The sequence below is a fragment of the Pseudoalteromonas carrageenovora IAM 12662 genome (assembly GCF_900239935.1).
Taxonomy (GTDB): domain Bacteria; phylum Pseudomonadota; class Gammaproteobacteria; order Enterobacterales; family Alteromonadaceae; genus Pseudoalteromonas; species Pseudoalteromonas carrageenovora.
This window is the reverse complement of the sequence record NZ_LT965928.1, coordinates 470,645-497,334: the sequence shown is the minus strand read 5'-3', so window position 1 is coordinate 497,334 and position 26,690 is coordinate 470,645. Positions and strand designations below refer to the sequence as shown.

At 36.5% G+C, this 26,690-nt stretch carries 23 protein-coding genes; 2 read left to right on the top strand and 21 right to left on the bottom strand.

Features of this window, described 5'->3' with window-relative positions; all coding sequences use genetic code 11:
• Nucleotide 1 precedes the first annotated feature (1 nt).
• Nucleotides 2–1,117, bottom strand: coding sequence for a polysaccharide export protein (locus ALFOR1_RS02285; RefSeq protein WP_104641926.1), 1,116 nt, complete (start codon nucleotides 1,115–1,117; stop codon nucleotides 2–4).
• Nucleotides 1,118–2,026: 909 nt separating this feature from the next.
• Entirely contained in the window at nucleotides 2,027–2,509 is a 483-nt protein-coding gene (gene rfaH / locus ALFOR1_RS02280) for a transcription/translation regulatory transformer protein RfaH (RefSeq protein ID WP_058547534.1), read from the bottom strand.
• 328 nt (nucleotides 2,510–2,837) lie between these two features.
• On the opposite strand from rfaH, the gene ALFOR1_RS02275 reads away from it, so the two are divergent.
• Nucleotides 2,838–4,211 (top strand): MBL fold metallo-hydrolase RNA specificity domain-containing protein, encoded by a 1,374-nt coding sequence (locus ALFOR1_RS02275; protein ID WP_104641925.1) that lies wholly within the window; start codon nucleotides 2,838–2,840, stop codon nucleotides 4,209–4,211.
• A 390-nt stretch (nucleotides 4,212–4,601) separates the two neighbouring features.
• Nucleotides 4,602–5,054 (top strand): REP-associated tyrosine transposase, encoded by a 453-nt coding sequence (locus tag ALFOR1_RS02270; RefSeq protein ID WP_104641924.1) that lies wholly within the window; start codon nucleotides 4,602–4,604, stop codon nucleotides 5,052–5,054.
• Between the two features lie 219 nt (nucleotides 5,055–5,273).
• Here ALFOR1_RS02270 and ALFOR1_RS02265 read toward each other — a convergent pair whose 3' ends face one another.
• The 19 genes from ALFOR1_RS02265 to ALFOR1_RS02175 form a co-directional block, all read right to left on the bottom strand.
• A complete protein-coding gene (locus ALFOR1_RS02265; RefSeq protein ID WP_104641923.1) occupies nucleotides 5,274–6,278 on the bottom strand; it encodes an NAD-dependent epimerase in 1,005 nt (334 codons plus the stop codon).
• A 32-nt stretch (nucleotides 6,279–6,310) separates the two neighbouring features.
• Complete coding sequence (locus ALFOR1_RS02260) at nucleotides 6,311–8,263, bottom strand: polysaccharide biosynthesis protein (RefSeq protein ID WP_104641922.1); 1,953 nt, start codon at nucleotides 8,261–8,263, stop codon at nucleotides 6,311–6,313.
• Between the two features lie 163 nt (nucleotides 8,264–8,426).
• Nucleotides 8,427–8,975: a sugar transferase gene (locus ALFOR1_RS02255; protein ID WP_104641921.1), complete on the bottom strand. Its 549-nt coding sequence runs from the start codon at nucleotides 8,973–8,975 to the stop codon at nucleotides 8,427–8,429.
• Between the two features lie 12 nt (nucleotides 8,976–8,987).
• A complete protein-coding gene (locus tag ALFOR1_RS02250) occupies nucleotides 8,988–9,902 on the bottom strand; it encodes a UDP-glucose 4-epimerase family protein (protein WP_104641920.1) in 915 nt (304 codons plus the stop codon).
• Nucleotides 9,899–11,038, bottom strand: coding sequence for a glycosyltransferase family 4 protein (locus ALFOR1_RS02245; protein ID WP_104641919.1), 1,140 nt, complete (start codon nucleotides 11,036–11,038; stop codon nucleotides 9,899–9,901). The genes ALFOR1_RS02250 and ALFOR1_RS02245 overlap by 4 nt, the downstream gene beginning before the upstream one ends.
• Nucleotides 11,039–11,132: 94 nt before the next feature.
• On the bottom strand, nucleotides 11,133–12,260 hold the full coding sequence (locus ALFOR1_RS02240; RefSeq protein WP_104641918.1) for a glycosyltransferase family 4 protein: 1,128 nt from the start codon (nucleotides 12,258–12,260) through the stop codon (nucleotides 11,133–11,135).
• Nucleotides 12,260–13,258: an EpsG family protein gene (locus tag ALFOR1_RS02235; protein WP_104641917.1), complete on the bottom strand. Its 999-nt coding sequence runs from the start codon at nucleotides 13,256–13,258 to the stop codon at nucleotides 12,260–12,262. Before ALFOR1_RS02235 ends, ALFOR1_RS02240 begins: the two co-directional genes overlap by 1 nt.
• A 13-nt stretch (nucleotides 13,259–13,271) precedes the next feature.
• Nucleotides 13,272–14,372: a glycosyltransferase gene (locus tag ALFOR1_RS02230; protein WP_104641916.1), complete on the bottom strand. Its 1,101-nt coding sequence runs from the start codon at nucleotides 14,370–14,372 to the stop codon at nucleotides 13,272–13,274.
• The gene (locus ALFOR1_RS02225; protein WP_104641915.1) at nucleotides 14,362–15,864 is read right to left on the bottom strand and encodes a hypothetical protein; all 1,503 of its coding nucleotides are present in this window, start codon (nucleotides 15,862–15,864) and stop codon (nucleotides 14,362–14,364) included. Before ALFOR1_RS02225 ends, ALFOR1_RS02230 begins: the two co-directional genes overlap by 11 nt.
• Nucleotides 15,857–17,008, bottom strand: coding sequence for a CapA family protein (locus tag ALFOR1_RS02220; protein WP_104641914.1), 1,152 nt, complete (start codon nucleotides 17,006–17,008; stop codon nucleotides 15,857–15,859). Before ALFOR1_RS02220 ends, ALFOR1_RS02225 begins: the two co-directional genes overlap by 8 nt.
• Nucleotides 17,001–18,263 (bottom strand): glycosyltransferase family 4 protein, encoded by a 1,263-nt coding sequence (locus tag ALFOR1_RS02215; protein WP_104641913.1) that lies wholly within the window; start codon nucleotides 18,261–18,263, stop codon nucleotides 17,001–17,003. Before ALFOR1_RS02215 ends, ALFOR1_RS02220 begins: the two co-directional genes overlap by 8 nt.
• On the bottom strand, nucleotides 18,264–19,679 hold the full coding sequence (locus tag ALFOR1_RS02210; protein ID WP_104641912.1) for a lipopolysaccharide biosynthesis protein: 1,416 nt from the start codon (nucleotides 19,677–19,679) through the stop codon (nucleotides 18,264–18,266).
• The gene (gene rffA, locus ALFOR1_RS02205; RefSeq protein WP_104641911.1) at nucleotides 19,676–20,806 is read right to left on the bottom strand and encodes a dTDP-4-amino-4,6-dideoxygalactose transaminase; all 1,131 of its coding nucleotides are present in this window, start codon (nucleotides 20,804–20,806) and stop codon (nucleotides 19,676–19,678) included. The genes ALFOR1_RS02210 and rffA overlap by 4 nt, the downstream gene beginning before the upstream one ends.
• Nucleotides 20,799–21,491, bottom strand: coding sequence for a xenobiotic acyltransferase family protein (locus ALFOR1_RS20605; RefSeq protein WP_104641910.1), 693 nt, complete (start codon nucleotides 21,489–21,491; stop codon nucleotides 20,799–20,801). Before ALFOR1_RS20605 ends, rffA begins: the two co-directional genes overlap by 8 nt.
• Entirely contained in the window at nucleotides 21,484–22,335 is an 852-nt protein-coding gene (locus ALFOR1_RS02195; RefSeq protein ID WP_104641909.1) for an NAD-dependent epimerase/dehydratase family protein, read from the bottom strand. The genes ALFOR1_RS20605 and ALFOR1_RS02195 overlap by 8 nt, the downstream gene beginning before the upstream one ends.
• A gap of 1 nt (nucleotide 22,336) precedes the next feature.
• Complete coding sequence (locus ALFOR1_RS02190; protein WP_104641908.1) at nucleotides 22,337–23,428, bottom strand: ATP-grasp domain-containing protein; 1,092 nt, start codon at nucleotides 23,426–23,428, stop codon at nucleotides 22,337–22,339.
• A 76-nt stretch (nucleotides 23,429–23,504) separates the two neighbouring features.
• A complete protein-coding gene (gene rfbA / locus ALFOR1_RS02185) occupies nucleotides 23,505–24,380 on the bottom strand; it encodes a glucose-1-phosphate thymidylyltransferase RfbA (RefSeq protein WP_104641907.1) in 876 nt (291 codons plus the stop codon).
• Between the two features lie 14 nt (nucleotides 24,381–24,394).
• A complete protein-coding gene (rfbB, locus tag ALFOR1_RS02180) occupies nucleotides 24,395–25,462 on the bottom strand; it encodes a dTDP-glucose 4,6-dehydratase (protein ID WP_104641906.1) in 1,068 nt (355 codons plus the stop codon).
• A 233-nt stretch (nucleotides 25,463–25,695) separates the two neighbouring features.
• Entirely contained in the window at nucleotides 25,696–26,655 is a 960-nt protein-coding gene (locus ALFOR1_RS02175; RefSeq protein ID WP_104641905.1) for a Wzz/FepE/Etk N-terminal domain-containing protein, read from the bottom strand.
• Nucleotides 26,656–26,690: the final 35 nt, after the last annotated feature.

Genomic DNA, 26,690 nt, shown 5'->3' with positions numbered 1-26,690 from the left:
CTTAGTTTGACGAAATGTCGTCGAGGCTATCAACCGACGCTACCGATGGTAATAATAAGCTTATTACGCGGTTCCAACGTGCAAGCGGTGCTGATGTAACATATACAATGTCGTGTGGTTGTAGCTCAAATTGCTCTGCAAGTACCATAGCTGCTATGTTTTTAGCGTGTAATTGGTATACGTTTGCAATAATGCCTGTTTTTTCTAGGTCACTTTTACGCAATACAAATACGCCGTTTGCATCAGCGGTTGCTTCGTTTAGCCCGCCCGTATCACTTAGTGCTTGGGCTAAGTTTAATCCATAACGATTAAGCGTTACTGAACCCGCTCTTTTAACATCACCTAAAACAAATACTTTTTGCGCATCATTACGGCTTACATGCACAATATCGCCGTGTTGTAATAAACGATTTTGCGAAATATCGCCATGGGCATAAAAGTCATCTAGCTGTATTACTTCTGTTTTATCACCTCGGGTAAAGGTAACAGTGCGCCAATCGGCTGCATCTGTTAAGCCTCCTGCTTGGTTTAGCGCGTCAATTAGGGTAAGTGGTATTTCGGTTACTGGGTATACACCTGGCTGGTTAACCTCACCGGTTACGTAGGCTTTTTGGCTTCTAAAGCCCACTACTTTTATGTCTACTTGTGGGTCTTCTATCACTCGGCTTAGGCGTTTTACTAGGTCATCGCGTACTTGGCCTATTGTTCTGCCAGCCGCAGGAATATCTGGTGCGTAAGCGTAGGTAATTGTGCCGTCTTTTTGTACTCTAAAGCCGTCAAACTCTGCGGTACGTTGTACTGCTGCTGGTATTGTTAGCTCTGGGTGATCCCATACGCCAATTGTGAGTACATCGCCTACACCTAGTTTATATTCGTAATCGCTTACGTTTAAACCTGCACTGCTTGATATTGGCTTTGCAGCTGCTTGCGCTAGCTTTTGCTTGTTTAAAAGCTGCGAGTCGATAATTTGTATGTTAACTTTTTCGAGATCTTGCTCAAGGTTATAAGTTTGTTCGCCTGAGTCTATGCCTTCAAAATGGCTACCTGGTACAATTGTACAACCTGATAAGGTTAATAATGCGAGTATCGTTGTGAATGATTTACAGCGTAACGCCATTGTAGAATCCCAAAATTATTTTAACTATTGCTTTTGCCCACCAACCTTGGTGAGTACTTTTTATCTGGCTAATTAAAGCATGAGCGCTGTTTACGCGCAAGCGTGAATAAGGCTTTGGAAACATTATGTATTGTAAATTTACTTAATGTTTAACATGTATTTTTTATAATTTATTTTTATTTTTGTAGCGTAGGTATTAGTACAAATACCTAATATTTGCGCAAATGTGGTAATGCCTGTTTGTGCAAGTTAGGTAATATGTAAAAGCTGCGCTTTTAGTGCGCCAGCAAGCAAGACGCCTACATGGAGTTAACTACGGATAACCTGTAGCTAAAAGCTTCAAACTGTCACCTTGTAGGCGTGAAGCTTGCTCACGCAAAATAGATAATATGTAAAAGCTGCGCTTTTAATGCGCCAGCAAGCAAGACGCCTACGGGGAGTTAAATACAAGTAACTTGTAGCTAAAAGCTTCAAACTCTCATCTTGTAGGCGTGAAGCTTGCTCACGCAAAATAGGTAATATGTAAAAGCTACGCTTTTAGTGCGCAAGCAAGCAAGACGCCTACGAAGCCCTTCGGGCACGCTTCACGTTCCAGTTCGTCGCAGAGCTCCTCTCGCTTCAGCTTGAAAGCAAAACTATTTGCTTATCTAGCCCTCCGGGCACGCTTCACGTTCCAGTTCGTCGCAGAGCTCCTCTCGCTCCAGCTTGAAAGCAAAACTATTTGCTTATCTAGCCCTTCGGGCACGCTTCCGCCCCTAGGTTGCAGTTCCTACGTACTGATTACTTTTATAATTTTTGTTTTAGTAAATACCGCGCCAGCAAGGGAGGCGCTCTTAGCCCTTAGCCCTTAGCCCTTAGCCCTTAGCCCTTAGCCCTTAGCCCTTAGCCCTTAGCCCTTAGCCAGCATAATTAAAACTCAATATCTTTATTGTCTACGCTCATTTGTATTGGTTTATTAAGTAAGTTAATTAATAAAATGCTGCGTACATCGCCATCCGGCTCTTTATATATAGCCTGAATGTTTTTAAATGAAGCGCTACTTACGTTAACTACATCGCCCGATTTTGGTAGTGTCGATTCTAAAGTTTGTGAGCGCTCACATTGCAGTTGTTCTATTAGTTTATTAGGAACTATTTGATAATTTGCACCATACGATACAAACCCATTAATCCCGCGCGTATTTTTTACAGCAGAAAAGTTACCATTTTGTGATTCAAGGCATACAAATAAATAATTTGGGAATAACGCAGATTGTTTAAGGGTGCGACGACCTTTAATCAATTTTTCGGTAGTTAACTTGGGGTAAAATGCTTTAATCCCTTGGTTATGCAAGTTGGTTTGCGCTCGTTCTTCTTGACGAGGTTTACATAAAACTAAATACCAACTTTCCATGGCAATCCCTATGGCCTATCTCACATTGCAAATAACACAACATTAAACTAAATGAGCGCGCGATTATACTCTTAAACAACCCAACTTGTAAACACGCTTTAAGGTGAATACACGCTCACTTTTAAATAGTTTTTATTGTGTTTATATAAATTGGCTAAAAGGGTTATAAAAAGCTTACAGCATAATTATGTTTACTAATGCTCATAGTATTTTGGGCTTTTAAGTATGCTAATTTACATTAGTGTATAGGTTATATCCTTGAATATTTACCGCTTTACTCCTAACTTAATTTGTTACTGTCACAAATTAGTAGCAATAAGGACGTGCAATGCAAATACTTCATCACGGAGCTGTAAATGGTGTTACTGGCTCTTGTCACGAGCTAATAATTAATAATAAAGCAAGCGTGCTTATAGATTGCGGGCTTTTTCAGGGTGAGGACTCTAAAGATGATTTGTCGATAGAGTTTAATATTACGCGCGTTACTGCACTTATTGTTACTCACTGCCATATTGACCATGTAGGCCGAATTCCCTATTTATTGGCGGCAGGTTTTAAAGGCCCTATTTTTACAACACTTGCTTCTGCTAGTTTATTGCCCCTTGTAATAGAGGATGCTTTAAAAGTTGGTGTTACACGCAACCCAAAAATTATAAACGCGTGCTTAAGTTTGCTAAACAAACGCATTACACCTGTTGATTTTAAAACCTGGTTTAACTTGCCTGTTAAGGGGAGCAATACAGCTAAAGCTAAATTTCAAAGAGCAGGGCATATTTTGGGCTCTGCCTATGTAGAAATAGATATTACTAATAAGAGTAAAAATAAACATCGAGTTGTTTTTTCTGGTGATTTAGGTGCACCTTATACGCCTTTACTTCCCTCGCCTAAAGCACCCTATAAAGCCGATACTTTAGTTATTGAATCAACCTATGGTGATAAAAACCATCAAGGGCGTAAAGAACGCACACACACTTTAAAAAAGGTTATTGAAGGAGCTATTGCAGATAATGGCGTAGTATTAGTGCCTGCTTTTAGTATTGGCCGTACACAAGAGTTACTGTATGAACTTGAGCAATTAATTTATAAATCGGCCAAAAACTCAAAATGGCGTGATTTGCACATAATACTCGACTCCCCCATGGCTGCCACTTTTACCGAGCAATATAAAAATTTTAAACATATGTGGGATAGCGAGGCAAAGCGCAAAGTAGCCAAAGGCCGACATCCGCTGGACTTTAAAAACCTGACAACGGTTGATTCACACGCAGAACATATGGCTATTATTAATTATTTAGACTCTCGACAAACGCCGGCCATTATTTTAGCAGCCAGCGGAATGTGCAGCGGCGGCAGAATAGTAAATTACCTAGAGCGATTTTTAAGTGATGCAACTACCGATGTATTGTTTGTTGGCTACCAAGGTAGGGGCACTTTAGGGCGCGATATACAAAAATATGGCCCGCGTAATGGTTATGTTTTTATAAATGATACCCGCATAAACATACATGCCAAAATACATACTATTAGCGGTTACAGTGCTCATGCCGATCAAAAAGGGTTAATTAAATTTGTAACCGGTATGCGCAAAAAGCCAAGCCATATAAAAATTGTGCATGGTGATGACGAGGCAAAAAATGCATTGGCCACAAAGTATAAAGAGGTATTAGGTAGTGAAGTTAAAATAGAGATAGGTAAGGGGTAAATATGTAAAAGCTACGCTTTTATTGCGCCAGCAAGCAAGACGCCTTCGTGTGAGTTAAACCTTAATATTAGAGGTGGTTTTAGGGTTTTGTTGTAGGCGTGAAGTTTACTCGCGCAATTTCGCAAATATGTAAAAGCTACGCTTTTATTGCGCCAGCAAGCAAGACGCCTACGTGGACGAAAGGCCTGAGATTAGAGGCGGTCTAGGATTTTATTGTAGGCGTGAAGTTTACTCACGCAATTGGGTAAATACGTAAAAGCTACGCTTTTAATGCGCCAGCAAGCAAGACGCCTACGTGGAGTTAAACCTTAACATTAAAGGTGGGTTTAAGGTTTTGCTGTAGGCGTGAAGTTTACTCACGCGAAAGGATACAAAAAGGAATAAAATTACATGGCTAACACACATAAGCGTTTAAAAGGGCGATGCCCAACCATTAATACCTTTTACACCGTAACTTTATGTTGTGATTTTCGTAAGCCATTATTCGCCAATTATCTAAATGCACGTTTAATAGCCAGAGAGCTTGCTTTGTTCTCTAAAAGTAATTCACTTAATACTATTTGCTACGTAATTATGCCTGATCATATACATTGGCTTTTGCAATTAAATCGAAGCCCAGAACTATCAAACCTAGTTAGAAAGTTTAAGAACATTACAACTTATAGATTTAATAAATATAACGGAACTTACGGAAAGATATGGCAATCAAATTATTATGACCACAAAATAAGAGATGATGAAGATTTGATAGCTCAAGCTAGGTATATAGTAGCAAACCCTTTACGCGCGGGATTAGTAAACAACATAAGCAAATATCCGTATTGGAATTGTGTGTATTTGTAAAAGCGTTGCTTTTAATGCGCCAGCAAGCAAGACGCCTACGGGTGGTAAACATTAGAAATAAAGGTAGGTTTAGGATTTTATTGTAGGCGTGAAGCTTGCTCGCGCAATTTGGTAAATACGTAAAAGCTACGCTTTTAGTGAGCCAGCAAGCAAGACGCCTACGCCAAGGTTAAACCTTATATTTAGCGCAGGGTTTAGGCTTGCTTTTGCGGTGATATTTTACGAGTAGAAGGTTTTATACCATTTGGCTAATTCGCTTACGCCTTCTTTAACACCTACCTTTGCTTTGTAGCCAGTAGCCGCAAACAAGTCTTGGGTATCTGCAAAGGTTTTATAAACGTCGCCAGCTTGCATTTCACGGAAGTTCTTTTTAGCTTCAATACCTAATTCGCTTTCAATAGCTTCAATGAATTTCATTAGATTAATAGGGCTGCCATGGCCTATATTATAAACGGCATACGGAGCAGAGCTTGAAGCTGGTGAGCCTGTTTCTACTCTCCAATCTGGGTTTGCTTTAGGTATAACATCAGCCGCGTGTACTACTCCCTCTACAATATCGTCTATGTAGGTAAAGTCACGCCACATATCGCCATTATTATTAATGTCGATAGTTTCGTTGTTTAAGATTTTTTTAGTAAATATGTATGGAGCCATATCTGGGCGACCCCACGGGCCATAAACTGTAAAAAAGCGTAACCCTGTAGTCGGTAAGCTATATAAATGTGAATAGCTATGGGCCATTAATTCGTTGGCTTTTTTGGTGGCGGCATAAAACGACACAGGATGATCAACACTGTCTGTTGTTTCAAATGGTGTTTTTTCGTTTAGCCCGTATACAGAACTAGATGATGCGTAAACAAGGTGCTTAACTTTATTATTTCTGCACCCTTCTAGCACGTTTAAGTGTCCAACTAAGTTTGAGTCGGCGTACGCGTCTGGATTCTCAATTGAGTAACGAACGCCAGCCTGTGCCGCTAAGTGAATTACCTTATCGAATTGCTCAGTTTTAAACAATTCACTCATAAGCGCACGTTCGCTAATATCAAGTTTTATAAACTTAAAGCTGGTGTGATCTTTAAATAAGTCTAAGCGCGCTAATTTTAAATTTACGTCGTAATAGTCATTTAAGTTGTCAATTCCGACTACAGTATGCCCTGCTGCTAATAACTTTTGACATGTTGCAGCACCAATGAACCCAGCAGCACCTGTTACTAAATATTTCATGAAATTCCTAATCTTTTAAACTTTAATTTTACTCAAAAGCGATTTACTTTAGGCAATACAGTTACATTCGTCTGCTTACCTTGCTTTTCTTGCTTTTCTTGCTTTTCTTGCCAGTTTAGGTCGCAAATACCATCGGTTGGTGAAAATGCTGTTGGCGCAGTTAAAAGCAAGTTGCGTATTTCTTGATGGTTTGACTCATCACATGCGGCTTTAAGTTTACCTAAAAATGGTTCAAGCTCATTCCAAGGCATTTTGATTTCTTGCGCACTTAAAATTCTTGGGTGGTCGGTTCCAATAACATTGTCGCCAATAAGTAACTCTTCAAAAAGCTTTTCACCTGGGCGCAAACCGGTACATTTTATTTCTATATCGCCATTTGGTCTTTTTTCGTGTTTAACCTCAAGGCCTGATAAATGTACCATTTTGGTCGCTAAATCTTTAATTTTAACGGGTTCACCCATATCAAGTACAAATACATCGCTGCCAACTCCCATTGCACCAGCTTGAATAACAAGCTGCGCTGCCTCCGGTATTGTCATAAAGTAACGAGTAATGTCTTGGTGGGTTAAAGTAATTGGGCCACCCGCTTTTATTTGCTTTCTAAATAATGGAACAACAGAACCCGACGATCCCAGTACATTACCAAAGCGAACCATTGTAAAACGCGTTGTATCTTGAACTTCAGACAAACCTTGTAGCACTAGTTCAGCCATGCGTTTGGTTGTGCCCATTATATTTGTAGGGCGAACTGCTTTATCTGTTGAAATTAGTACAAAAGTTTCTACCTTAGCGTTTATTGCTGCGGTGGCAACGTTATAAGTACCATAAACATTATTACGTACGCCTTCTACTACATTATGTTCTACCAGTGGAACATGCTTGTAGGCCGCGGCATGATAAACGGTTTGAACGCTAAAAGTAGAGAAAGTAGATTCAACTAGTTTTTTATTTTGTATCGAGCCTAAAATAGGCAGTACTTCTACATTTAAATTATTAGAAGTGCAGTATTCCGATAGCTCTTTTTCTATTGCATACAAGGCAAACTCAGACAGCTCAAAAAGTACTATTTTAATTGGGTTATTTTTAATTATTTGCCTACATAACTCTGAGCCTATAGAACCACCGGCACCTGTTACCATTACCACTTTATTAGCTATATTTGCTGACATAAGATCTTGACGAGGCTGAACTGAATCTCGCCCTAGTAGGTCATCAATTTCTACATCTTTGACTTCGTCGAGGTTGGTAGTACCCGATACAATATCGGCCATGCCCGGAATAGTCATTACTTGTAATTTAAACTTTTCTATTGCATTGAGTACTTCTTTTCGGCGGCTTCTTGAGACACTAGGTAATGCGAGTAAGATTTTTTTCGCACATTTTTGCTTTGCTATTTCTGCAATTTGAGAAGGCGCATGCACACAAACACCTTGAATTAACGATAAGTGCTTTTTAGGGTCGTCGTCTATAAAAGCGACTGGTGAATACTCAGGGCCATTAGCAAGCGCAGTTGCTAACTGGCGCCCAGCAGAACCTGCGCCATATATTATTACGCCCTCTTTACGGCGCATAGTTATCTGCCCAACAACTGCGCGAACGGTAAGCCTTGCTCCGCCAACAAATAAAATACAAAAGCTGGCATAAATAAATGGCACTGTACGTGGTACAGGGGCACTTAAAAAGAATGACAAAACGGTTAAATATACAGTAGAGAGCACAACGCCAGCAATAATAGCCCACATTGCTTGTGTGTTCATGTAACGAAGTACAGCTCGGTAAAGCCCAAGCTTTACAAAGCTAAATAAGCTAAGCGGAAGAACAGTAGCTAATAATATCCAAGTATGTGTATTTTTTAAAACTGCGGTGCTGTCTAACCTGAGTAAAAAAGAGAGCCAAAAAGCTACAACAATAAAAATACTATCTACAACAAGTGATACAACTCTTTTTTGGGGGCGAGGTAAATTAACTAAATATTTTAAAAACACAATACATTTCCCTGAAGCTAGCAGTGAGACTACTATTCTATTGATTACAATTTTACTACAAGATGAACAACTATTGCACTTAATAGTTAAAGACTATATTCAAAATATTATATAGTCTTTATGTATTTGGTTATTTTTTGTAAATTTGTGTATGAAAGTAAAGCTATTTAACTCTATCCCCACTGCCACTTCCTGTCACTGTTTGCAGTATGTAAGTGAAGTAGTGCTTTAGGTTAAGAGTGGCTATCATTTTTTCATCCGTTTCAGCAAGTAACGTTGGTGTAGACATATCAATCTCATTGACTTGGGCTAAACCAGTAATACCAGGGCGCACATTGTATATATTTTTAGCCTCACGAGCCTGAGTAAGTTCTTCTTGATTAAATAAGCCTGGGCGAGGCCCAACTAAACTCATTTCGCCTTTAAGTACATTCCAAAGCTGCGGTAGTTCATCTAATTTAGTTTTACGTAAAAAACCACCAAAGCGAGTGATAGATGCAGTGCTTGCCAGGTGGCTAGCGACCGACGCTGTATCTACGGTCATTGTTCTGAACTTTACCAAGGTAAATGGCTTTTTATTGCGGCCAACGCGCTCTTGCATAAAAAGTGGTGAGCCTGTATCAAATAAGCCTATGATGAATAAAATGATTAAAAATGGCATGGCAAATATTAAACCTACCAATGAAAACAAAATGTCGAGTATACGAATCATTAATTAACCTATTTAATTTTTTGCTGAGAACTTAAAGCCATCTTCAACTGAATATGGTGGTGTCCAATTAAGTGTATTTTTTGTGTGAGTGATATCTACTTGTAGTGATCCTGTTAAACGATCAACTACCTGTTTTTTGCCTAGCATTGAGCCAGCTATTGAAAATAAAACTGGCGGTACCGGGAGCGCCAAGTTTGACTTACCCTGTACCTGAGCCATTAATTGTACCATTTCAGCAGTAGAAAGGTCATGATCATCACTTGCTAAAAACACTTGATTAGCCGCATTTGGGTGCTCAACACATACCTTAATTAAATCAACTAAGTTATATACAGATACTAAGCTTCTCTTATTTTTATTTATTGCTCTAAAAGGCAGAGGAAAACCCTTATTTACTAACCTCATTAAAGATGCAAAGTTAGCCTTTACGCCTTCGCCGTATACTAACGGGGGCCTGATTATTACTATTTCCATACCTGTTTTTTGCCCTAAAGCTAGCAGTTTTTGCTCTGCTTCTGCTTTAGAAACTCCGTATGGATCTTCTGGGGCATTTTCTTGCTCATTAAAAGGAGTACGACCGGTTGTACTCTCGCCATTTACCTTAATTGTACTTATAAATATAAATCGCTTAACACCAGCTTGGGCAGCTTGCGTAGCTAAATTTAAAGTCCCTTTTGTATTTACAGCTCTAAATTCATCTATTGGATTTGCAGAATTATCATCCATTATATGGACTCGTGCGGCGCAGTGTATAAGTACTTTAACTTCGCTTAAATTTAAGCTTTGTTTTGCATCACTAAGATCAAAATGTTGATGTTTATAATTACCAGTAATCGGTTGCCTACCAAGTAACAAACACTCTTCAACATCTATTTTTTTTAGTAACTCTTTTCCAACAAAGCCACTATAGCCTGTTATAGCAATCATAACTTTTTATCCATCGATGCTTTATATATTTTGATGTGAGTATCTACGACAGCTTTAACATCAAACTCTTTTTCGGCAAATGCTCGGGCTTTAATACCCATTTCCATTCGTTCATTTGTGTTATTTATTAATTTAATAAAAGCATCAGCTAAAGGTTTCGCATCCATAGGTGGAACAGCTAGCCCTGTTACGTTATTAATTATGGCATCACTACAACCTGGATTTGTAGTTGTCACAATGGCTCTACCGCATGCTGCTGCTTCAATAAGTACTTTTGGAACGCCTTCACCATAAAAAGAAGGTAGGCTTACAATGTTTACATCTGAGAAAATTGCAGGAATGTCATTACGGTGCCCTAAGTAATCGATTACCCCTTCATTAACCCACTTGTCAATTTCAGCTTGTTTTATTGTATTTGGGTTTTCTAAGTCGGGTGTTCCTATAAGCAAAAACTGTGTATTTGGTAGCTGTGCTTTAACTATTTTGGCAGCTTCAATATATTGATAAACACCTTTTTCACGTAGTAAACGACATGCCATTGCAACTTTAATATGTGGACTGTTTATTTCAGGAATATGATTATAAACAGATAAGTCGACACCAGAACCTTTAATAAGTATTTTATCGTTAGCTTTAAGTTTAGCTACATCTGTTAGTATTTTTTCATCTGATCTATTTTGAAAGATAACCGTTTTGTTTTTATGAGCTAGCGCAACTTTGTATACCATTGATGCTACGAACTTAGTTAGCTTTGCTCTGAAAGTATTTGCTGTAAAAACATAACCTAACCCTGATATAGCAGCTACAAACGGTATTTTTTGTTTAATTGTTTTTAATACTAACCCTGCATATAAAACAGGCTTTATTGTTACAGCATGAATAACTGATGGCTGCTCTTGCTTAATTAAGTTACGAATAGCTTTAAGTGTTTTTAGCTCATTACCTATGCTGCCACCACTTCTACTAAATGGTAGTTCTGCAACATTAAAACCCATATTTATAAGCTCTTGCTTATGCTCTGTAAAATGGCAGGCTATAGTAACATCATACTCTTGCTTAAGAGCTTCTTGCGCTATTGGTAAACGATGTGAAATAAAGAACCAGTCCACATTAACTAAAAATAAAAGTTTAGGCATTAGCTCTATTCCTAAGTTGATAATTTGAAAAAATTTTAATACTTCCTATTTGTTTGATTTTAATAAATACAGACGCAGATAATTAATAGTTAAACTATATTGACCAAGCTGCGTGATAGTTATTAATCATTGAATTAATACTAAAATTATCTTCAACTCTTTTTCTACATGCCTTTGAGCGATTTAACCAATTTTCTTTATGTAACTCTTTTTCTTTAATAGCACCAATAATAGCGTCAGCTAGTTCATTATGATTTTTGGGGCTAACAACCCAACCTGTCGATTTTACAATTAACCCTGCATCTCCCACATTTGTAGTTACACATGGTGTCCCGCAGGCCATAGCCTCAGCTAAGACATTTGGAAACCCCTCCCCAAAAGATGAAGATAAAATATTTATATCGAGTGCGTTCATTATGTGAGGTATATCGGTTCTTTGACCTAATAAAATAATTTCTTCTGTCAAATTTAAATTATCAACTTGCCCAGTTAACACCTGGTTACCTTGTTCAATTTCTCGCCCAATTAAAACGCATTTAAACGAATAACCAGCTTGTTTTACTAAGCTAAGTGATTGTAGTAAATTATGATGATCTTTTTGCGGATTATATCGACCGATCATACCTATAAGCAATTCAGATTGCTCAAGACCGATACTGTTACGGAAGGTATGTGCTCCTGCATTATTAACGGTAAATAACTCTAAATCGTAGCCATTTCCAATGACTATTGATTTTGAAGTATCGTACCCTAACAGCTCATGGGTGACTTTAGCTTGCTCAGCACAATAAATAATTTTTTTTGGAATCCATTTTGAAAGTATTGAACAAGCTTTAGCAACAAGCACGAGTGCTTTTTTAGAATGTTCAACTTCTATTGTAGAGTGTCGTACATTCCAGTAAATTGATTTTGCTCGGGCTAGCTTAGCCACTACTCCACCAATCAAATCGGCATGATACATCCATGTTTGTATTACGTCGGCATTTTGCTGCTTAATTAATTTATACAAGGTTAATAAGCCATTAATAGAAACCCTTCCTGAAGGCATATTGAGGCAATAAACGTTAACTCCCTCAGCCTCCAAGAGGTCAGCATATTTACCCCTACCAATTAATGAAACCACAATATGTGTATTATGCTTATCACCTTTACAGAGTCTATATAAAACGCCTTCTGCGCCGCCATTTTCTAAACCTGTAGAAATATGAATAATTTTTTTCATTACAACCCTGTACCCCAACCTAACCAAGGTTCTTTAAATCTAAGAATCCACGTAATTAACGTAAACGATATTATTAATCCAAAAAAGCAAAGCCTTCTCCACGAAGTTAAGCCTAGACTTGCTAGTAACACTATTACGACAGAGCTTTCGAAAATTCGCCCTGTAACTTCAATCAAAAAGTAAGTGGATAGATAAAAGGCTATTATGCTCATTGCAAAAGCATTCTTTTTGGCGAATGTTCGTCCTTGCAAGTAATACAAAGTAAAAACACATAACCATAAAACAAAACCTAAACCACTGACCGAGCTGGCACTAAACTCATACACGTTTGCTTGTCTTGCACCTACTGCACCGGCTAAAAATCCAAGGCCTACCCCTATCGTCAAACCAAATAAAATAACCGCTATTGTTCTTATGTCACTAGATAGCTTTACATCTCTAAGAATGTGAGTAAATGCATATAAAAATAATATAAAAAAGAAGCTAGCATGTATTAAAGGAGTTAAAGCAAAGAAGAACCACCGCCAAGAACGAGATTGGCAAAACCACCCCAACAAAAATAAGCTAATAGCAAATCCCTGCCTGATGTGGACAACATATTTAGTTATCACTTGTGGGAAAAGCAAAATAAAAACAAGAAAAAAAACGTACCTTGGGTTTATTTTAAGTACTACGAACGCAGAGCTAAAAGCTGAAAAAAATATTATTGTTGCTACAACTTGTTCAGGGGTTAAGAAGCGGCTAAATATAAAATTTAACCCCAACCAAACTGGTTCGTTAAAAAAGCTAGAAATTATACCGCTAGACCAATACCTAACAAATATTATTTCTGGACTGCTTGCATATTCGATGTAGTTTACACGATCTTTTATAGTTACATCCATCGGGATGTAATTCGATAGAACCAAAGCATATAAAAATGCTAAGGCCAGTACCGCTAAACTATAAATAAGCTTGGTGTTTCTGTATTTTATTAGCTGCTTTTCAATTGAAGTCATTCTATTAACCCAGTTAAATATTCTTTAAAAGTTCTGAATATTTTTTAATAACTTCTGACACTTTATTTTTTTTAGCTGTTTCCATTACAACTTTAGAGTCAAACTGAGTATTTAAGCTTTTGTCTAAATAAAATATAAGGTCGTCAATATTTTGATATTCTACAAGGTAGCCATTGCTCCCTTGGTTTATTATTTCACTTGGTCCACTCGGACAGTCAAACGAAACAACAGGAGTGCCTAAGGTTATGGACTCTACGAGTACGTTAGGAAAGCCTTCGTAAATAGAAGTTAATAAAGTAACTTTAGCATTTAAATAATAATCGAGCATGTGAGGTTGGAAGCCTTCAAAGTCTACGCTTTGACTTATTTTAAGCTGCTTCGCTAAGCTTTTAAGCTCACTTTCAAGGCTACCTTGCCCTACAATTTTTAGTCGTAAGTTTGGGGAGTTATTACTTATTTTAGCGAACGCTTCTAATGCAAAATGAAAGGCCTTTTGTTTCTCCAAACGCCCTACACATAGTATATAGTTCTGCTTGTTATTATTTTCTTTATTATGGTTTTCCACATAGTCTTCAACATGCTTTGCTACAGGATTTAAGATTACACTGGTTCTTCCTTTTAATTCAGGAAACGCAGTTAATAAATCTTCCTGCATTGCTTCACATTGATTTATTACATGATCAGCTTTACAAAAGTAATGTTGGATTAATGGGTTGGCAATATATCTACGCCATATCCCTTTACCTTGGCCACTAGATTGAGAAAAAGTATTAATATTCCGTGCTATGACTTTTATGTTAAGTCTTAAAACACTTTTTAATAGAATAAGTAATACCGCTAGTTCATATTTAAATACAACGATTTTTTCTATTTTGTTTTGGCGAATATATTTTAATAACGGAACAATAGCGTACCTTGCATTGCCTGCATTTAACGATATTAAATTTACGTTTTCGTTAACACGATCTAAATAAGCTGCATTTTTTAAATGTAATACAATTAAGTCTACATCCCAGCCGTTTTTGGCTAGTCCATTTGCTACATTAACACAAACTCCTTCTGCCCCGCCTCCGGCCAAAGAGCTAACAAAAAGTGTTATTTTATTATCTTTCATTTAAATATCTGCATTTGTTTTTCCACATAGATAATAAGTAGAGTCGGTAAATCAATCGGCATGAAAGTTGGGAGTACTTTGTATCTTTATCCATAGAATTTTTTAGTCTGAGAATAATACGGTCTACTTCACTATGATCCCACAAAGAACATTGACTTATCTCAGCTGTAATAATATGCCAATTATTATTGACGATTGCTTTAGTATCATAAGACCAGCCCATCTTTCCTATTTCATCAGAATCAAGATTTAATTTATCCTTTAGTAAATCTCTTAAAATGAGCTTATTTTTAAAAGTTTGACGATCAAATAAATACTGTTCAGGCATCTTTCCAAAGTATTCTGCAACCCTTTTAGTTGCAAAGGGAAGTACTATTTGAGCACCTAGGTAATCTGAGAAGTTAAATAGTTTACGAATCATTTTTTCGCTAATTACACGCGTGGAGTAAATATCAGATTTAAAATAAAATAAATCCCAACTCTTTCTCAAATTAGACTCTTTTCTCCAGTACGAATAAGTTGATACTGTATTTGGAAATACCTTTCGACTATCTTTTAATGAAAATCCAGATTGTCCAAACCATTCAGCTGGTGTTCTTAATAATGAACTATATTTATTTTCTGAATCTATAAACTTTCTAAAAAAAGAAAACCGTGAGGTAAAATTACTGACTTTTGTTTTTAAGCTATCTTTAGCAGAAGGTGGGCTAATCATATGGCTGTCGTTGCCATCCCCAAAGATTATATTTGCGTTGAATAGCTCTGGGAGTTGCTTAGCATATAAAGGATACGCTAAGCATAAGTTATCCACACACGGAAGTGGCGCTTTAGCAAAGTAGTCATTAATAAAATCTAAATGCTCATCTTGCAAGGTGTCTACTTCGTGTAATATTTGGTGAGAAAAGCCCAACTTTTCAGCTATCTGCTCACTAACAACACTTTCGTCTAGGTTACCTTTAGACCTATGTGTTACTAGAGTTACATTTTCCTGAAAGCCTGCTTCTGCCAATGCTAACGCAACGCTATTACTGTCTTTTCCTGCACTATGAAACAAAAAAGTCTTTTTAGTTTTATCTAGCTTATTTATTGTTTCGTCAGCTAATATTTTTAAAATTTCATCATAATTTGGCTCTTTGTAAGAAGCTAATGACTCTCTTTTTTCTGCTGCAAAAGGAAACCCATGTGAAAAATTAATTTTTACTTTACCATCTACGGTTTCTATTCTAGCTGTATCACCTATACCTATAATAAACACATTTTGGTAAGCTGTTAACGGTGGAGGAATAACGCTGCTTTGCAGTAAAAAAGAGACTCCTTTATTTGATACTTTTAGTGGCTTTTCTACCCTGCTATCATCAAGTAATTCCGTGATTGAATATGAATATAATAACTCTCGATTATCTTGTGATAAATAGACGTATATAGGGTATTCCCCAGCCAAGTCAGATTGTAAAGTGATACTAGAGCTATTGATCTTATATTGATTAATCATCTCTCGAAGCCCCTTCAGATTTAAGAATGCTAGTAAGTAATTCTAAGTGAGACTCACAACGTATTAAATTCAGCTTTGCTAAACCATTTCGCTCATTAACAAAAAACTTACTTATTGGAGTATTTCTGAATAAGAAGCCGGCACCTGGGAAGCTGAATGGCAAAAACTGCTTTACTAAAACGCTAGGGCGCCTTTTAGCTACAAAACTTTCCCATTCAATTAGCCACCGCTCAATACTTTCGAGGTTTTTTCGGTATTCTTCAAGCCTGCTCAAAAGTAATTCTCTTTCATTACCCTTTAAAATTTTTATTCCCTTTAATTCAATCGATTGCTCATAAGGTATAAGCTCAAAATTCACTCGCTGCTTCGAATTAGCATCAAAACCCAATTGAACCATATATCCGAACTTCCAATCAGCTGGAGGGTTATTTTCATCAAAAATAAAGTTTCCAAGTGAATATACTATCGGTTTATCACGATAAAATTCGTATGCTCCCGGCACATGTGGATGATGACAGATCACAGCATCAACACCTAAATCAACAAAATGCTGACAAACCCTCCGTAACCCGGGGCGCGGGTAACAAAAAAATTCGTTGCCTCCATGCAAAGTTACAATAACTATATCAGCTTGACTCTTCGCGATCTGGATTTGCTGATAATTTTCAATTAAATCAATTGAGGCAGCCCCAGCGCTATTACATTCTGATTGGTTAAACTCATGTTCAGCAATAGCAATAACGGCAAACCTAACTCCTTTAACTTCTTTAATTGCAATCTCTTTTGTATGCGCCTTATCAAGCCCAGCCCCAACTGTCGTCAGGTTTAAATCATGGCAACTAGTCAAGGTATCCGCCAAGCCTGCCGCCCCATAATCTAAAATATGATTATTTGCCAAGCCAATAATGCTAAAGGGTTCCAAAGCTTCTACACATTTAATATCAGCACGTAAAGTTGGCCCTGACTTGTTAATAGCTTTGGTTGACCCTGTTAATGGACATTCTAAATTTACAAATGATAGGTCTGAATCTTCTATTATTGGTAGAGCATCGCCCAGAACCTGCTTTTTTTTACTTAAAACTAAAGGCTCAAAACGACGGCATGGAGCAAAGTCACCACAAAACAATACTTTAATTTCACTCATTTTTTAATTCCTCATGTCGCATGTTAAATGAGTGCTTCTTATTAAATCTTTTATTTAAATTGTCTGTTATAGAGGAAAATAAATAAGTCAACCTATTAAACCTAAAATTTTTGAGCGGCATCTCTATATTCTTTAACCGATCCATAGACGCTTGACATGATTCATTCGTAAATTGATCAATACAATTTAAGTGCTGTTGTTTTATTTCCAATCGCTCACTTGCATCCATTCTGATATATTTCAATATAAGTTCCTCAACGGATATCAGAGGAATATCTAACCCTTTCCTGCCATATTGAAATTCAAAAACATTACAAAAATAGCCGTATGTTTTAGGTTCAACTACATTTTGTACTCCGACTATTGAAGGAACACCTAATGCGCTTGCCTGAATTATAGCTGTACCATCTCCGATAAACATGTCACTTTGAGAAACTACCTGATCAAATTTTGAATAATTCAGTGTCCCATTTAATTTTATATGTTCGGTTAATCCTTCATTTTCAATTCTTTGTTTTAATTTACTAAATAACGGTCCATCACCATAAATATCGAACTGAATATTAAACCCTTTATCAATAAGGCTTTTCATGACATCGATCATATAAAAATTATAAGTCTTGAACTCCACTAAGCGTCCAATTGCAACTACTTTAAATGGGGTATTAACACTCCCAGAAATAGGAACTTCTTTGTGATCTACCACTCCTAGCCTAAAGACATTTGATCTATCGAAATTTTTCTTTTGATGTTTAGAATAAAGATCTCGACTACCTTTAGAAAAGAAAAGCAATGATTCTGATGGTAAATAATCAAATACAAATTGCCGGTTAATTTTCTCATGTAAAGCAACCTTGTCTCCCCCCCATAAATATTTAATGTAGTGATAAAAACCGATAGTAATCGGAATTCGCCTGTTAACTATTTTAGAAAGGCGCAATCCAAATAACGCGTGCATTCCATCAAAAGTATGAATTTGATCTACGTACTTAAAAAGCAGTGTTAAGTTATCCTTATTAATAGGTGCCAATAAGCACAATCGAGAGCTTATTGAAGGTTTAAATAAGAAAATTTCTTCAGCAAACATTACTCGTGCATACTTTTTAGCTTCAGCCAGTAATTCGTCATTCCCACTTTCAGGCTTAGACAGTAATAACATAGAAGTTGATAGGCCTAACCTTGCTCTTTCTTTTGCCATACGTACAAAAAATGTTTCAATTCCCCCAACAGACAAAGAGCCATAAATAAATAACATTTAGCTTCTACCTTTTATATATTTTTTAATAAGTTGAAAATTCGCATAAATTCGTTGGTAAAATAAAAGATATACAAAAAATAATGTCCCTATCCAAATAAAAGAGAAAAACGGAACTTTGTTTTTAACTAATAGTTCACACGTAGTAGCCAATGTATAAACAAATAATATTAGATAAACCTTCTTTCGTGGAAGTGAATACCAAAGTTTAGAGCTTGCTTCTGTTCTAACAATGAAAAAAATGAAAAATGAAATAACAGTAGCTAATGCTGCACCTGCTGCGCCATGTTTAGGTATTAGAAAGTAATTAAGAATAGCATTTGCAATAAATGCAACTATCGATGCAAGCATAGAATATAGTGACTTGCGAGTTATACCAATACCAACGCCAGTTGTTTGAGCAAGCATATAAAACAATGGCATTGACACACACGCTACTATTAAATATTCAATTGACTCATATTCTTTAGGTAATAATAGCGGTAAAATGAAGGAAAACAGTCCAACAAAAGACCAAATTACAGCTACAGCTAGCATCATATTCTCGATGACACCTTGTATTTTATCAGGCTTAACTCCTTGCTGAACCCACTTATACAAAGTAGGGTGCCATAAATTTGAAAAAACAGTCGATATAACAGATACAGCCCCTGCTAATGAAGCTGCGAGTGCATAAACACCTAACTCCTCAAAACCAGACATACTACGAAGAAAAAAACGATCCATCGTTGTTAATCCCCAATAAGCGAGTCCTCCTGCAACTAAAGGTAAGCTAAATAAAAGCATTTTCTTCATGAGGGCTATATCAATTTTTTTTCTTATAGCAGCTATACAAGTTTCTTTTGTAATCCACAAAAAAATAATCAAAGAAAATATAACTGCAAGAGCATTCATCAGCATTAAGGTGTTAAAATCTGAATTTAAATCCAGAAGCATTATTAAAGCAATAAATAGTATAAAAAATATTTTGGGTGCTATCTTAGTAGCTGAAAACGCGAGGCCTCTCTCTTCCATGCGTAATATATGTGAGAGAAAATTAATAACAAAACTTGCATATACACCAAGTATTAAAAAGAATGTAAGAAGTTCAGATTCTATTCCAAATAACAGTACCGATAAGGAATAAGGCAGTAATACAATGACTAAAGTAGTTACCGTTAAAAAAATTAGACCAGGCAACATGCTCAACTTTAATAGTGCATTTTTATCATCTTCTTCGTGGTATTCACGTACATATGCTTGGTGCATTGCTAAGCTAAACAAAGAGACAGATAAACTCAACACAACCTGCATCATTGTTAATCTACCGACATCTTCAACAGAAAAAAACCAAGCAACAAAAGGTAATGTAATTAAGCCTAGAGCAGCAGCGGCGATAGGCCCAATAGCAAAATGCACTACTTTTTGTAGGTTCAAACAAAAAACTCCAACACAGCCCTAATTACTTTGTTTTGCTCTTGTTCACTCATACCAAAATAAATTGGTAAACGTACTAACCTCCCACTCTCTTGAGTAGTGTATTTATCTTCACCATGAAAGTAACTAGCTTGAATACCATTAGGTGAGCTATGTAATGGTACATAATGAAATACAGCAGAAACGTCTGATAACTTTAAATGATCTATAAATTTTGCCCGTGTAGCCTCGTCAACGAGCTTTACATAAAACATATGGGCATTATGATCGCAACCTTTAGGTATTTTCGGTAACTCAAGCTTACCTGACTCTTGAAGAGCTGCAAAAGATTCGAAATATGTATTCCACGTATTTAAACGGTCTGCATTTATGTCATCAAATTTCTCTAATTGCCCCCATAAATAAGCTGCTTGTAAGTCGCTTGGGAGAAAGCTGCTACCAATGTCTACCCAAGTATACTTATCTACAACTCCGCGCATAAAGTTGCTTCTATTGGTCCCCTTTTCTCTGATAATTTCAGCTCGCTCAGAGAATTCAAGGTTATTTACTATTAATAAACCACCTTCACCGCCACTGGTATAATTCTTAGTATCATGAAAACTAAAAGCGCCGATGTCACCAATAGTACCAAGTGCTTTTCCTTTATAACTCGAGTTAACTCCTTGCGCTGCGTCCTCTATAACATATAGGTTATACTTTTTAGCAATAGATAGAATTTCATCCATTTCACAAGCAACGCCAGCATAATGTACTGGTACAATAGCTTTTGTTTGATCTGTAATAGCGGCCTCTATTAGTGATTCATCTATATTCATAGTATCGGGCCTAATATCTACAAAGACTATTTTTGCGCCTCTTAATAAAAAGGCATTTGCCGTACTAACAAAAGTATAGCTAGGCATTATTATTTCGTCACCCGGCTTTGTATCTATAAGTATTGCAGCCATTTCTAATGCATGAGTGCAAGAAGGCGTTAATAATGCCTTTTGACACCCTAATTGGTCGTTGAACCATTTATGGCACAGCTTAGTAAATTGACTATCCCCAGAGAGTCTACCATTTTTCATTGCTTCTAAAACATACTGTTCTTCGTTACCGGTGTAAGGCGTTTTATTAAATTCAATCATTACTTACCCTTAAAATTTCTTTTAATCCTTTAGCGCTAGGTTGCTCAGCTAATAATGAGTAATTTGCCTTTATTTTTTCAATTGGCCATTCCCACCACTTTATTTTTAGTAGCAATTCTATTATCTCTGCAGAAAAACGATATTTAATAATTTTAGCAGGAGAGCCAGCAACAATAGAGTAAGGCGGCACGTCTTTTGTAACAACCGCATTCGCACCTACTACAGCACCGTCCCCGATTACTACACCTCTTGTAACAACAGCACCTGCAGCAATCCATACATCATTACCTACTGAAACAGGAGCCTCAAACCTATCGTATGGCGCACTTTCACTAGAAGCTCGTATATTGTCAATATCATTATAAAGGAACGAGTGTTGGGTAGTACGGTTATAATCGTGGTTTGCACCGCCAATAGATACATTCCAAGATATGGAAGTAAATGAACCAATAGACGCATGCATAATTACTGTGTTCATGCCTGTATAAGTGTACCTAGATATTAAGCTTTGAAAAATATGGTTATTTCTATCTATCCGAACATTTTTGTGAAGAGTTGAAAAATCAACTCTGCTGTTATCACCTACACTAGATTTATCATGAACGGCTGACTCTTTCACTCTAGAATATTTATAAATCTTAGCGTCTTTGCTAATTACAGAGTTATCATTTTTATAATCAAACACCTGAAATTTTTCCTTCTATGTCTTTAATCGCTGTTTCGAATGTAAATGCAGGCGACCAATCAAAAGTTTGCCTAAATAAGTTAACTGCCATAACAGAGTTTTCAGAAACCTCTGTTAAATTATCATTAACAATTACCTTACAACCATTATCAAAGGTTTTAGATATAATGGTAGCAATCTCTTCAATATTAACGCCAACACCTGTGCCAACATTATATATCCCGTACTCAGAGTCATGTTTAACTGCTGTATAAATGGCATCAACTAAATCAAGAATATATATATATTCTCTAGTTATACCGCTGACTGTAACGTGCAAGTTCTCAGCTTTCACAGCGCTATCCAAAAAGACTCTAATCATACTACCTTCATATTCATTCTCTGAAAGTACCTGTGCAATTCTAAGACATTTAATTTTTAATCCATGAGAGTTATTTAAATAATTACATAATAGCTCTGTTTGAGCTTTTTTTAATGAGTAAAAATTAGTTGGAGAAACGTTGGTAGACTCATGCCATGGGCTTTTATTTTTACCATACACCCCTCGGGAAGAAGCTAATACTATGTTTTGAAGCCCAGCGTTTTTTGCAGCTAAAAGTACAATTTCATCTAAGTCTGAGGTTGTTTCTAGACTTTCTAATTTATGAAGTCTTTCTCCCGCTAAATGGATTAATGCATCAACATTTTCAAATATATGGCATAAGGAATTAAAAGAGAAATCAGAGTAAATACAATTTTCTTGTTCCGGCTTTCTTGATATTGCTACTAGTTCAAAATTATTTGAATACTTCTCAATAAAAGCTTTACCGATTAATCCTGTTGCTCCAGTTATTGCTATTCTCATGTTAATCTACCAAATTAATCTTATATCCACATTTTTCCATAATTCCATTCATCTCATTTACTACTTCACCAACTAAGTAATAATGCTCTTGGTAAAGTGAACAAGCGTCAGCATTATATTTGGAAACTATTTCCCCGGGAGCTTGACAAATAAACTCAAGAGCAGAAGGATTAACAGTATATATTGGTAACTTATTCAACTTTTTACTTAATAAATGGTCTATACAAATAGATAACAAATCTATATCGGTTGAAAACTTAATCAGATTCCACATATGGCACCCATCAAATCTTGGGGTTACTTCAATTAAAAATGGATTATCTTTTTCCATTTTTATCTGAAAATAAACAGGTCCATTTGTAATTCCAATTGCGTGAATTGTTTCTCGAACAAGCCTTTCTACATTTTTGATTGCTGGTTCATTAATTGTAACAGGTAAAATATGCTTTCGAATAATTCCCCCATCGTAATCATTCCAACTTTCGCGATCTGAGGGTAGGAAGAAAATCAACTCTCCATCAATTACATATGCATTAACCGAAATCTCTTCGCCATTTACTTTTCTTTCCAAAATGACATCTCCACAACGAGAATGTTTTTTTGCAAATGAAAATGATTTAATAAGTTCATGTTTATTATGAGCTGTGGATACCCCTCTTTGGCCCTGGCTATCAACAGGTTTTACTATCATTGGAAAATCAACATCTAGAGATTCAGGTAAGTCACTCTCAACCTGAAAAGGAACTGCTCCATACACACCTCTGAGCACATCTCTAAATAAAGCCTTATTATTACATGCCTTTGCCACTTCATAGTTTACAAAGTGAGGAAGGTTAAGCTTTTCTGAAACATAAGCAACTGTAGGCATAGCGACATCGGACCCGACACTATAGATGTAATCAATTTGGTTTTGTTTCGAATATTCAAGAACTTGATTATAATCAGTTATATCTATACATTCAAAATGGTCACAATATTTGTAACCTCGACCAATATTTGTATTACTAAGCCCATGTACTTCAAAGCTACCTTGCAGTTTTCGATATAGATCTACCTGAGCATTACCAATTCCTAGCACCAAAAACTTTTTCATAAAATCCTACTTCATATCACCTGAAACTAAAGGCTCACATTTATGAATCTTCAGCATATTAAATATTCTAAATAGATTACAGTTTTAATAAGTTATTAAGGTATGTACCATAACTATTCTTTTTAAATAAATCTGCCCTAAATACTAATTGAGACTCATTTATCCAATTATTGTTAAATGCGATTTCTTCTAAGCAGGCTATTTTATAGCCTTGGCGTTTTTCAATTGTTTCTACGAATTGTGCGGCTTCAAGTAAGCTTTCATGTGTACCAGTGTCTAACCAAGCAAAGCCGCGCCCTAAGCGTTCAACATTTAGCTTATTTTGGTTCAAATACATTTCATTGAGGCAAGTAATCTCTAGCTCACCTCGGTGTGAAGGCTCTACTTTTTTAGCTAACTGAACAACAGAATTATCATAAAAATATAAACCTGTTACAGCAAAATTAGACTTGGGTACTTCCGGTTTCTCTTCTATGGAGATAGCTTTTTTATTTTTATTAAACTCTACAACTCCAAAGCGCTCGGGATCCTTCACTTGATAACCGAACACCGTTGCGCCTAAACCATTCTTTGCATTGTCGACGGCATTTTTAAGTTTAGGTGTAAAACCTTCACCGTAAAAAATATTATCACCAAGCACTAAGCAAACATCATCATTACCAATAAAACGTTCACCTAAAATAAAGGCTTGCGCTAGACCTTCAGGTTCTGGTTGAACTGTATAATTAAGCTCAATTCCAAATTGTGAGCCATCACCTAATAAGCGCTTGAAAGAATCTGAATCTTCGAGTGTTGTAATGATTAAAATTTCTCTAATACCAGCCAACATTAACACCGAAAGTGGGTAATAAATCATTGGTTTATCATAAATAGGAAGCAGCTGTTTAGATACGCCCATGGTAATTGGGTATAAACGAGTACCTGAACCACCCGCTAAGATTATTCCTTTCATTACATAGCTCCTTTTTATAACTCGCCAAGACGTTCGCGCTGATACGATCCGTCTTGAACATTTTTGCACCATTGCTGATTCGATAAGTACCACTCGATAGTTTTACGCAAACCTGTTTCGAATGTTTCCACTGGCATCCAGTTAAGCTCTTTACTCATTTTTGATGAATCAATCGCATAGCGTCTGTCATGCCCAGGGCGATCTGTTACGTATATAATTTGCTCAGCGTACTTAGATTTTTTTGGTACTAACGTATCTAAAATTTCACAAATAGTTTGCACTACTTCTAAGTTTTGCTTTTCATTATGACCGCCTATATTATAGGTTTCTCCAACAATACCTTCGGTCACTACTTTATATAGAGCGCGCGCATGGTCTTCTACGTATAGCCAGTCACGTATTTGGTCGCCTTTACCATAAATAGGTAAGTCTTTTCCTTCTAGGGCATTAAGTATCACTAAAGGAATTAGCTTCTCAGGAAAGTGGTAAGGCCCATAATTATTTGAACAATTAGTAACAATTGTTGGAAAACTATACGTGCGCAGCCATGCTCGAACTAAATGATCACTTGACGCTTTACTTGCAGAATAAGGACTACTTGGCGCGTAAGATGTTTCTTCAGTAAATAATGGAAGTTCACCTTCTTGCTCATCTGGGTGAGGAAGATCACCATATACCTCATCAGTTGAGATATGGTGAAACCTAAACGATTTTTTATCACCCTCATTTAATGTATTCCAGTATTCACGAGCCGCTTCTAATAGATTATAAGTGCCTACTATATTAGTTTGTATAAATTCGGCAGGCCCAGTTATAGAACGGTCGACATGGCTTTCAGCAGCCAAATGCATTACTGCGTCTGGTTTATGCGATTTAAAAACCCGATCTAGCTCTTCACGGTTACAAATGTCGACCTGCTCGAATGTATACCTGTCATTGCAATCTACTGACTTTAATGACTCTAAATTCCCAGCATAAGTTAATTTATCGAGGTTAATCACTGAATCACTGGTGTTTTTTATGATATGGCGAACTACAGCTGAGCCTATAAAGCCTGCCCCCCCCGTTATAAGTATTTTCACATTAATCCTATGTAGTAATTATCACTTTTACTGAGCTGATACTAATCTTTGTGAATTAAGTAGTCTTAATTCGCGTCATACATGCAAAAGTCTTTTACTCTTTGCAATGAAGTACAGTAATTTAATTCAATTGATATAAAAATTTTATCCGATTAAAACTGTATTACTTCAGCTCTCAAAGTAGTTAGTTAATTAGTTGCATTTATTATCTGATGTGTAGAAGTAAACGTATTTTAATCTTTGATCCTAATATAGTGCTTGAGGATAACGATCATACAACTAAAAACTAGCCCTAATGCAAAGCCTAAGATTACAATTAGAGTTCGCTTTGGACTGTCTCTTACTTCTGGAACAAGTGCTGGATCTATCGTTTTAAAGGCATACTCATCTCGAACACTAGCAAACATGATTGTTTTTGCTTGCTCTTCAATTAATTTATAAAGAATGATTCGTATATCAGCAATTTTAGTATCTTCTAATTGCTTAGAAAGGAAGTCAGCACTTTTTTGAGCCTCCACTACGTCTCTATCTCTCATTTCTTTATTAATATCTTTTACTAACCAGTTGACCCATTGCTTCGCAATCAAAGGGGACTGGTGAACTATAGATAAAGTTATCATTGCCGTTTCTTTATTAGTTTTTAATAAAATTAAATCACTAAAAATTTTATAAGCTTCTTGGTCCGATGGTTTAGCTATACGTGGCGCTTCAACATCCCTCAACCATTTTTTTGAACTACTATCATAAACCTCAGGATCATAGAGCACCCCCTTATCTATATCCCAAGACTCTACAGCCATTAGATCTGGTAAAATATTATGTTTTTCAATAAAACTCGCTACGAATTTTCTGGATTTCAAAACTTCAAGGGCTAATTGTGTTTTATTGGTACTTTGCCCGCCTATATTTACTCCTGCTAGGCTTGCTAATCCACCAAACTGACCAGCTAAAGCTGATAAACCACCATTACTTTTTGCCTCCGCAGGTGCTAATAACACTTCAGATCTGTATAAATTTGGCTGCTTTAAGGCAAAAATGACTGAGAACAAAACAAACAGAAAAGTGATCACTGCTATTATCCACTTTCCTCTCCAAATAACAGATAGCAGTTCACCTAAATCTATTTCATCATCAACAGGCGGATATCTGTTTTGCTCTAGCTCAGAGCTTTGTGTTCTCAAATCTGTTTTCATATAGTTGATCTAGTTCCACTTTCTAATCTAATTAT

What these genes read in the sequence shown, in the direction of transcription:
- ALFOR1_RS02285 (WP_104641926.1), bottom strand. Translation starts at nt 1,117, where the DNA reads ATGGCGTTACGCTGTAAATCATTCACAACGATACTCGCATTATTAACC.
- ALFOR1_RS02190 (WP_104641908.1), bottom strand. Translation starts at nt 23,428, where the DNA reads ATGAAAAAGTTTTTGGTGCTAGGAATTGGTAATGCTCAGGTAGATCTA.
- ALFOR1_RS02245 (WP_104641919.1), bottom strand. Translation starts at nt 11,038, where the DNA reads ATGCCTAAACTTTTATTTTTAGTTAATGTGGACTGGTTCTTTATTTCA.
- rfaH (WP_058547534.1), bottom strand. Translation starts at nt 2,509, where the DNA reads ATGGAAAGTTGGTATTTAGTTTTATGTAAACCTCGTCAAGAAGAACGA.
- ALFOR1_RS02215 (WP_104641913.1), bottom strand. Translation starts at nt 18,263, where the DNA reads ATGTTATTTATTTATGGCTCTTTGTCTGTTGGGGGAATTGAAACATTT.
- ALFOR1_RS02255 (WP_104641921.1), bottom strand. Translation starts at nt 8,975, where the DNA reads ATGATTCGTATACTCGACATTTTGTTTTCATTGGTAGGTTTAATATTT.
- ALFOR1_RS02175 (WP_104641905.1), bottom strand. Translation starts at nt 26,655, where the DNA reads ATGAAAACAGATTTGAGAACACAAAGCTCTGAGCTAGAGCAAAACAGA.
- ALFOR1_RS02195 (WP_104641909.1), bottom strand. Translation starts at nt 22,335, where the DNA reads ATGAGAATAGCAATAACTGGAGCAACAGGATTAATCGGTAAAGCTTTT.
- ALFOR1_RS02235 (WP_104641917.1), bottom strand. Translation starts at nt 13,258, where the DNA reads ATGACTTCAATTGAAAAGCAGCTAATAAAATACAGAAACACCAAGCTT.
- ALFOR1_RS02270 (WP_104641924.1), top strand. Translation starts at nt 4,602, where the DNA reads ATGGCTAACACACATAAGCGTTTAAAAGGGCGATGCCCAACCATTAAT.
- ALFOR1_RS02275 (WP_104641925.1), top strand. Translation starts at nt 2,838, where the DNA reads ATGCAAATACTTCATCACGGAGCTGTAAATGGTGTTACTGGCTCTTGT.
- rffA (WP_104641911.1), bottom strand. Translation starts at nt 20,806, where the DNA reads ATGATTGAATTTAATAAAACGCCTTACACCGGTAACGAAGAACAGTAT.
- rfbA (WP_104641907.1), bottom strand. Translation starts at nt 24,380, where the DNA reads ATGAAAGGAATAATCTTAGCGGGTGGTTCAGGTACTCGTTTATACCCA.
- ALFOR1_RS02265 (WP_104641923.1), bottom strand. Translation starts at nt 6,278, where the DNA reads ATGAAATATTTAGTAACAGGTGCTGCTGGGTTCATTGGTGCTGCAACA.
- ALFOR1_RS02240 (WP_104641918.1), bottom strand. Translation starts at nt 12,260, where the DNA reads ATGAAAAAAATTATTCATATTTCTACAGGTTTAGAAAATGGCGGCGCA.
- ALFOR1_RS02220 (WP_104641914.1), bottom strand. Translation starts at nt 17,008, where the DNA reads ATGAGTGAAATTAAAGTATTGTTTTGTGGTGACTTTGCTCCATGCCGT.
- ALFOR1_RS02225 (WP_104641915.1), bottom strand. Translation starts at nt 15,864, where the DNA reads ATGATTAATCAATATAAGATCAATAGCTCTAGTATCACTTTACAATCT.
- ALFOR1_RS02250 (WP_104641920.1), bottom strand. Translation starts at nt 9,902, where the DNA reads ATGATTGCTATAACAGGCTATAGTGGCTTTGTTGGAAAAGAGTTACTA.
- ALFOR1_RS02230 (WP_104641916.1), bottom strand. Translation starts at nt 14,372, where the DNA reads ATGAAAGATAATAAAATAACACTTTTTGTTAGCTCTTTGGCCGGAGGC.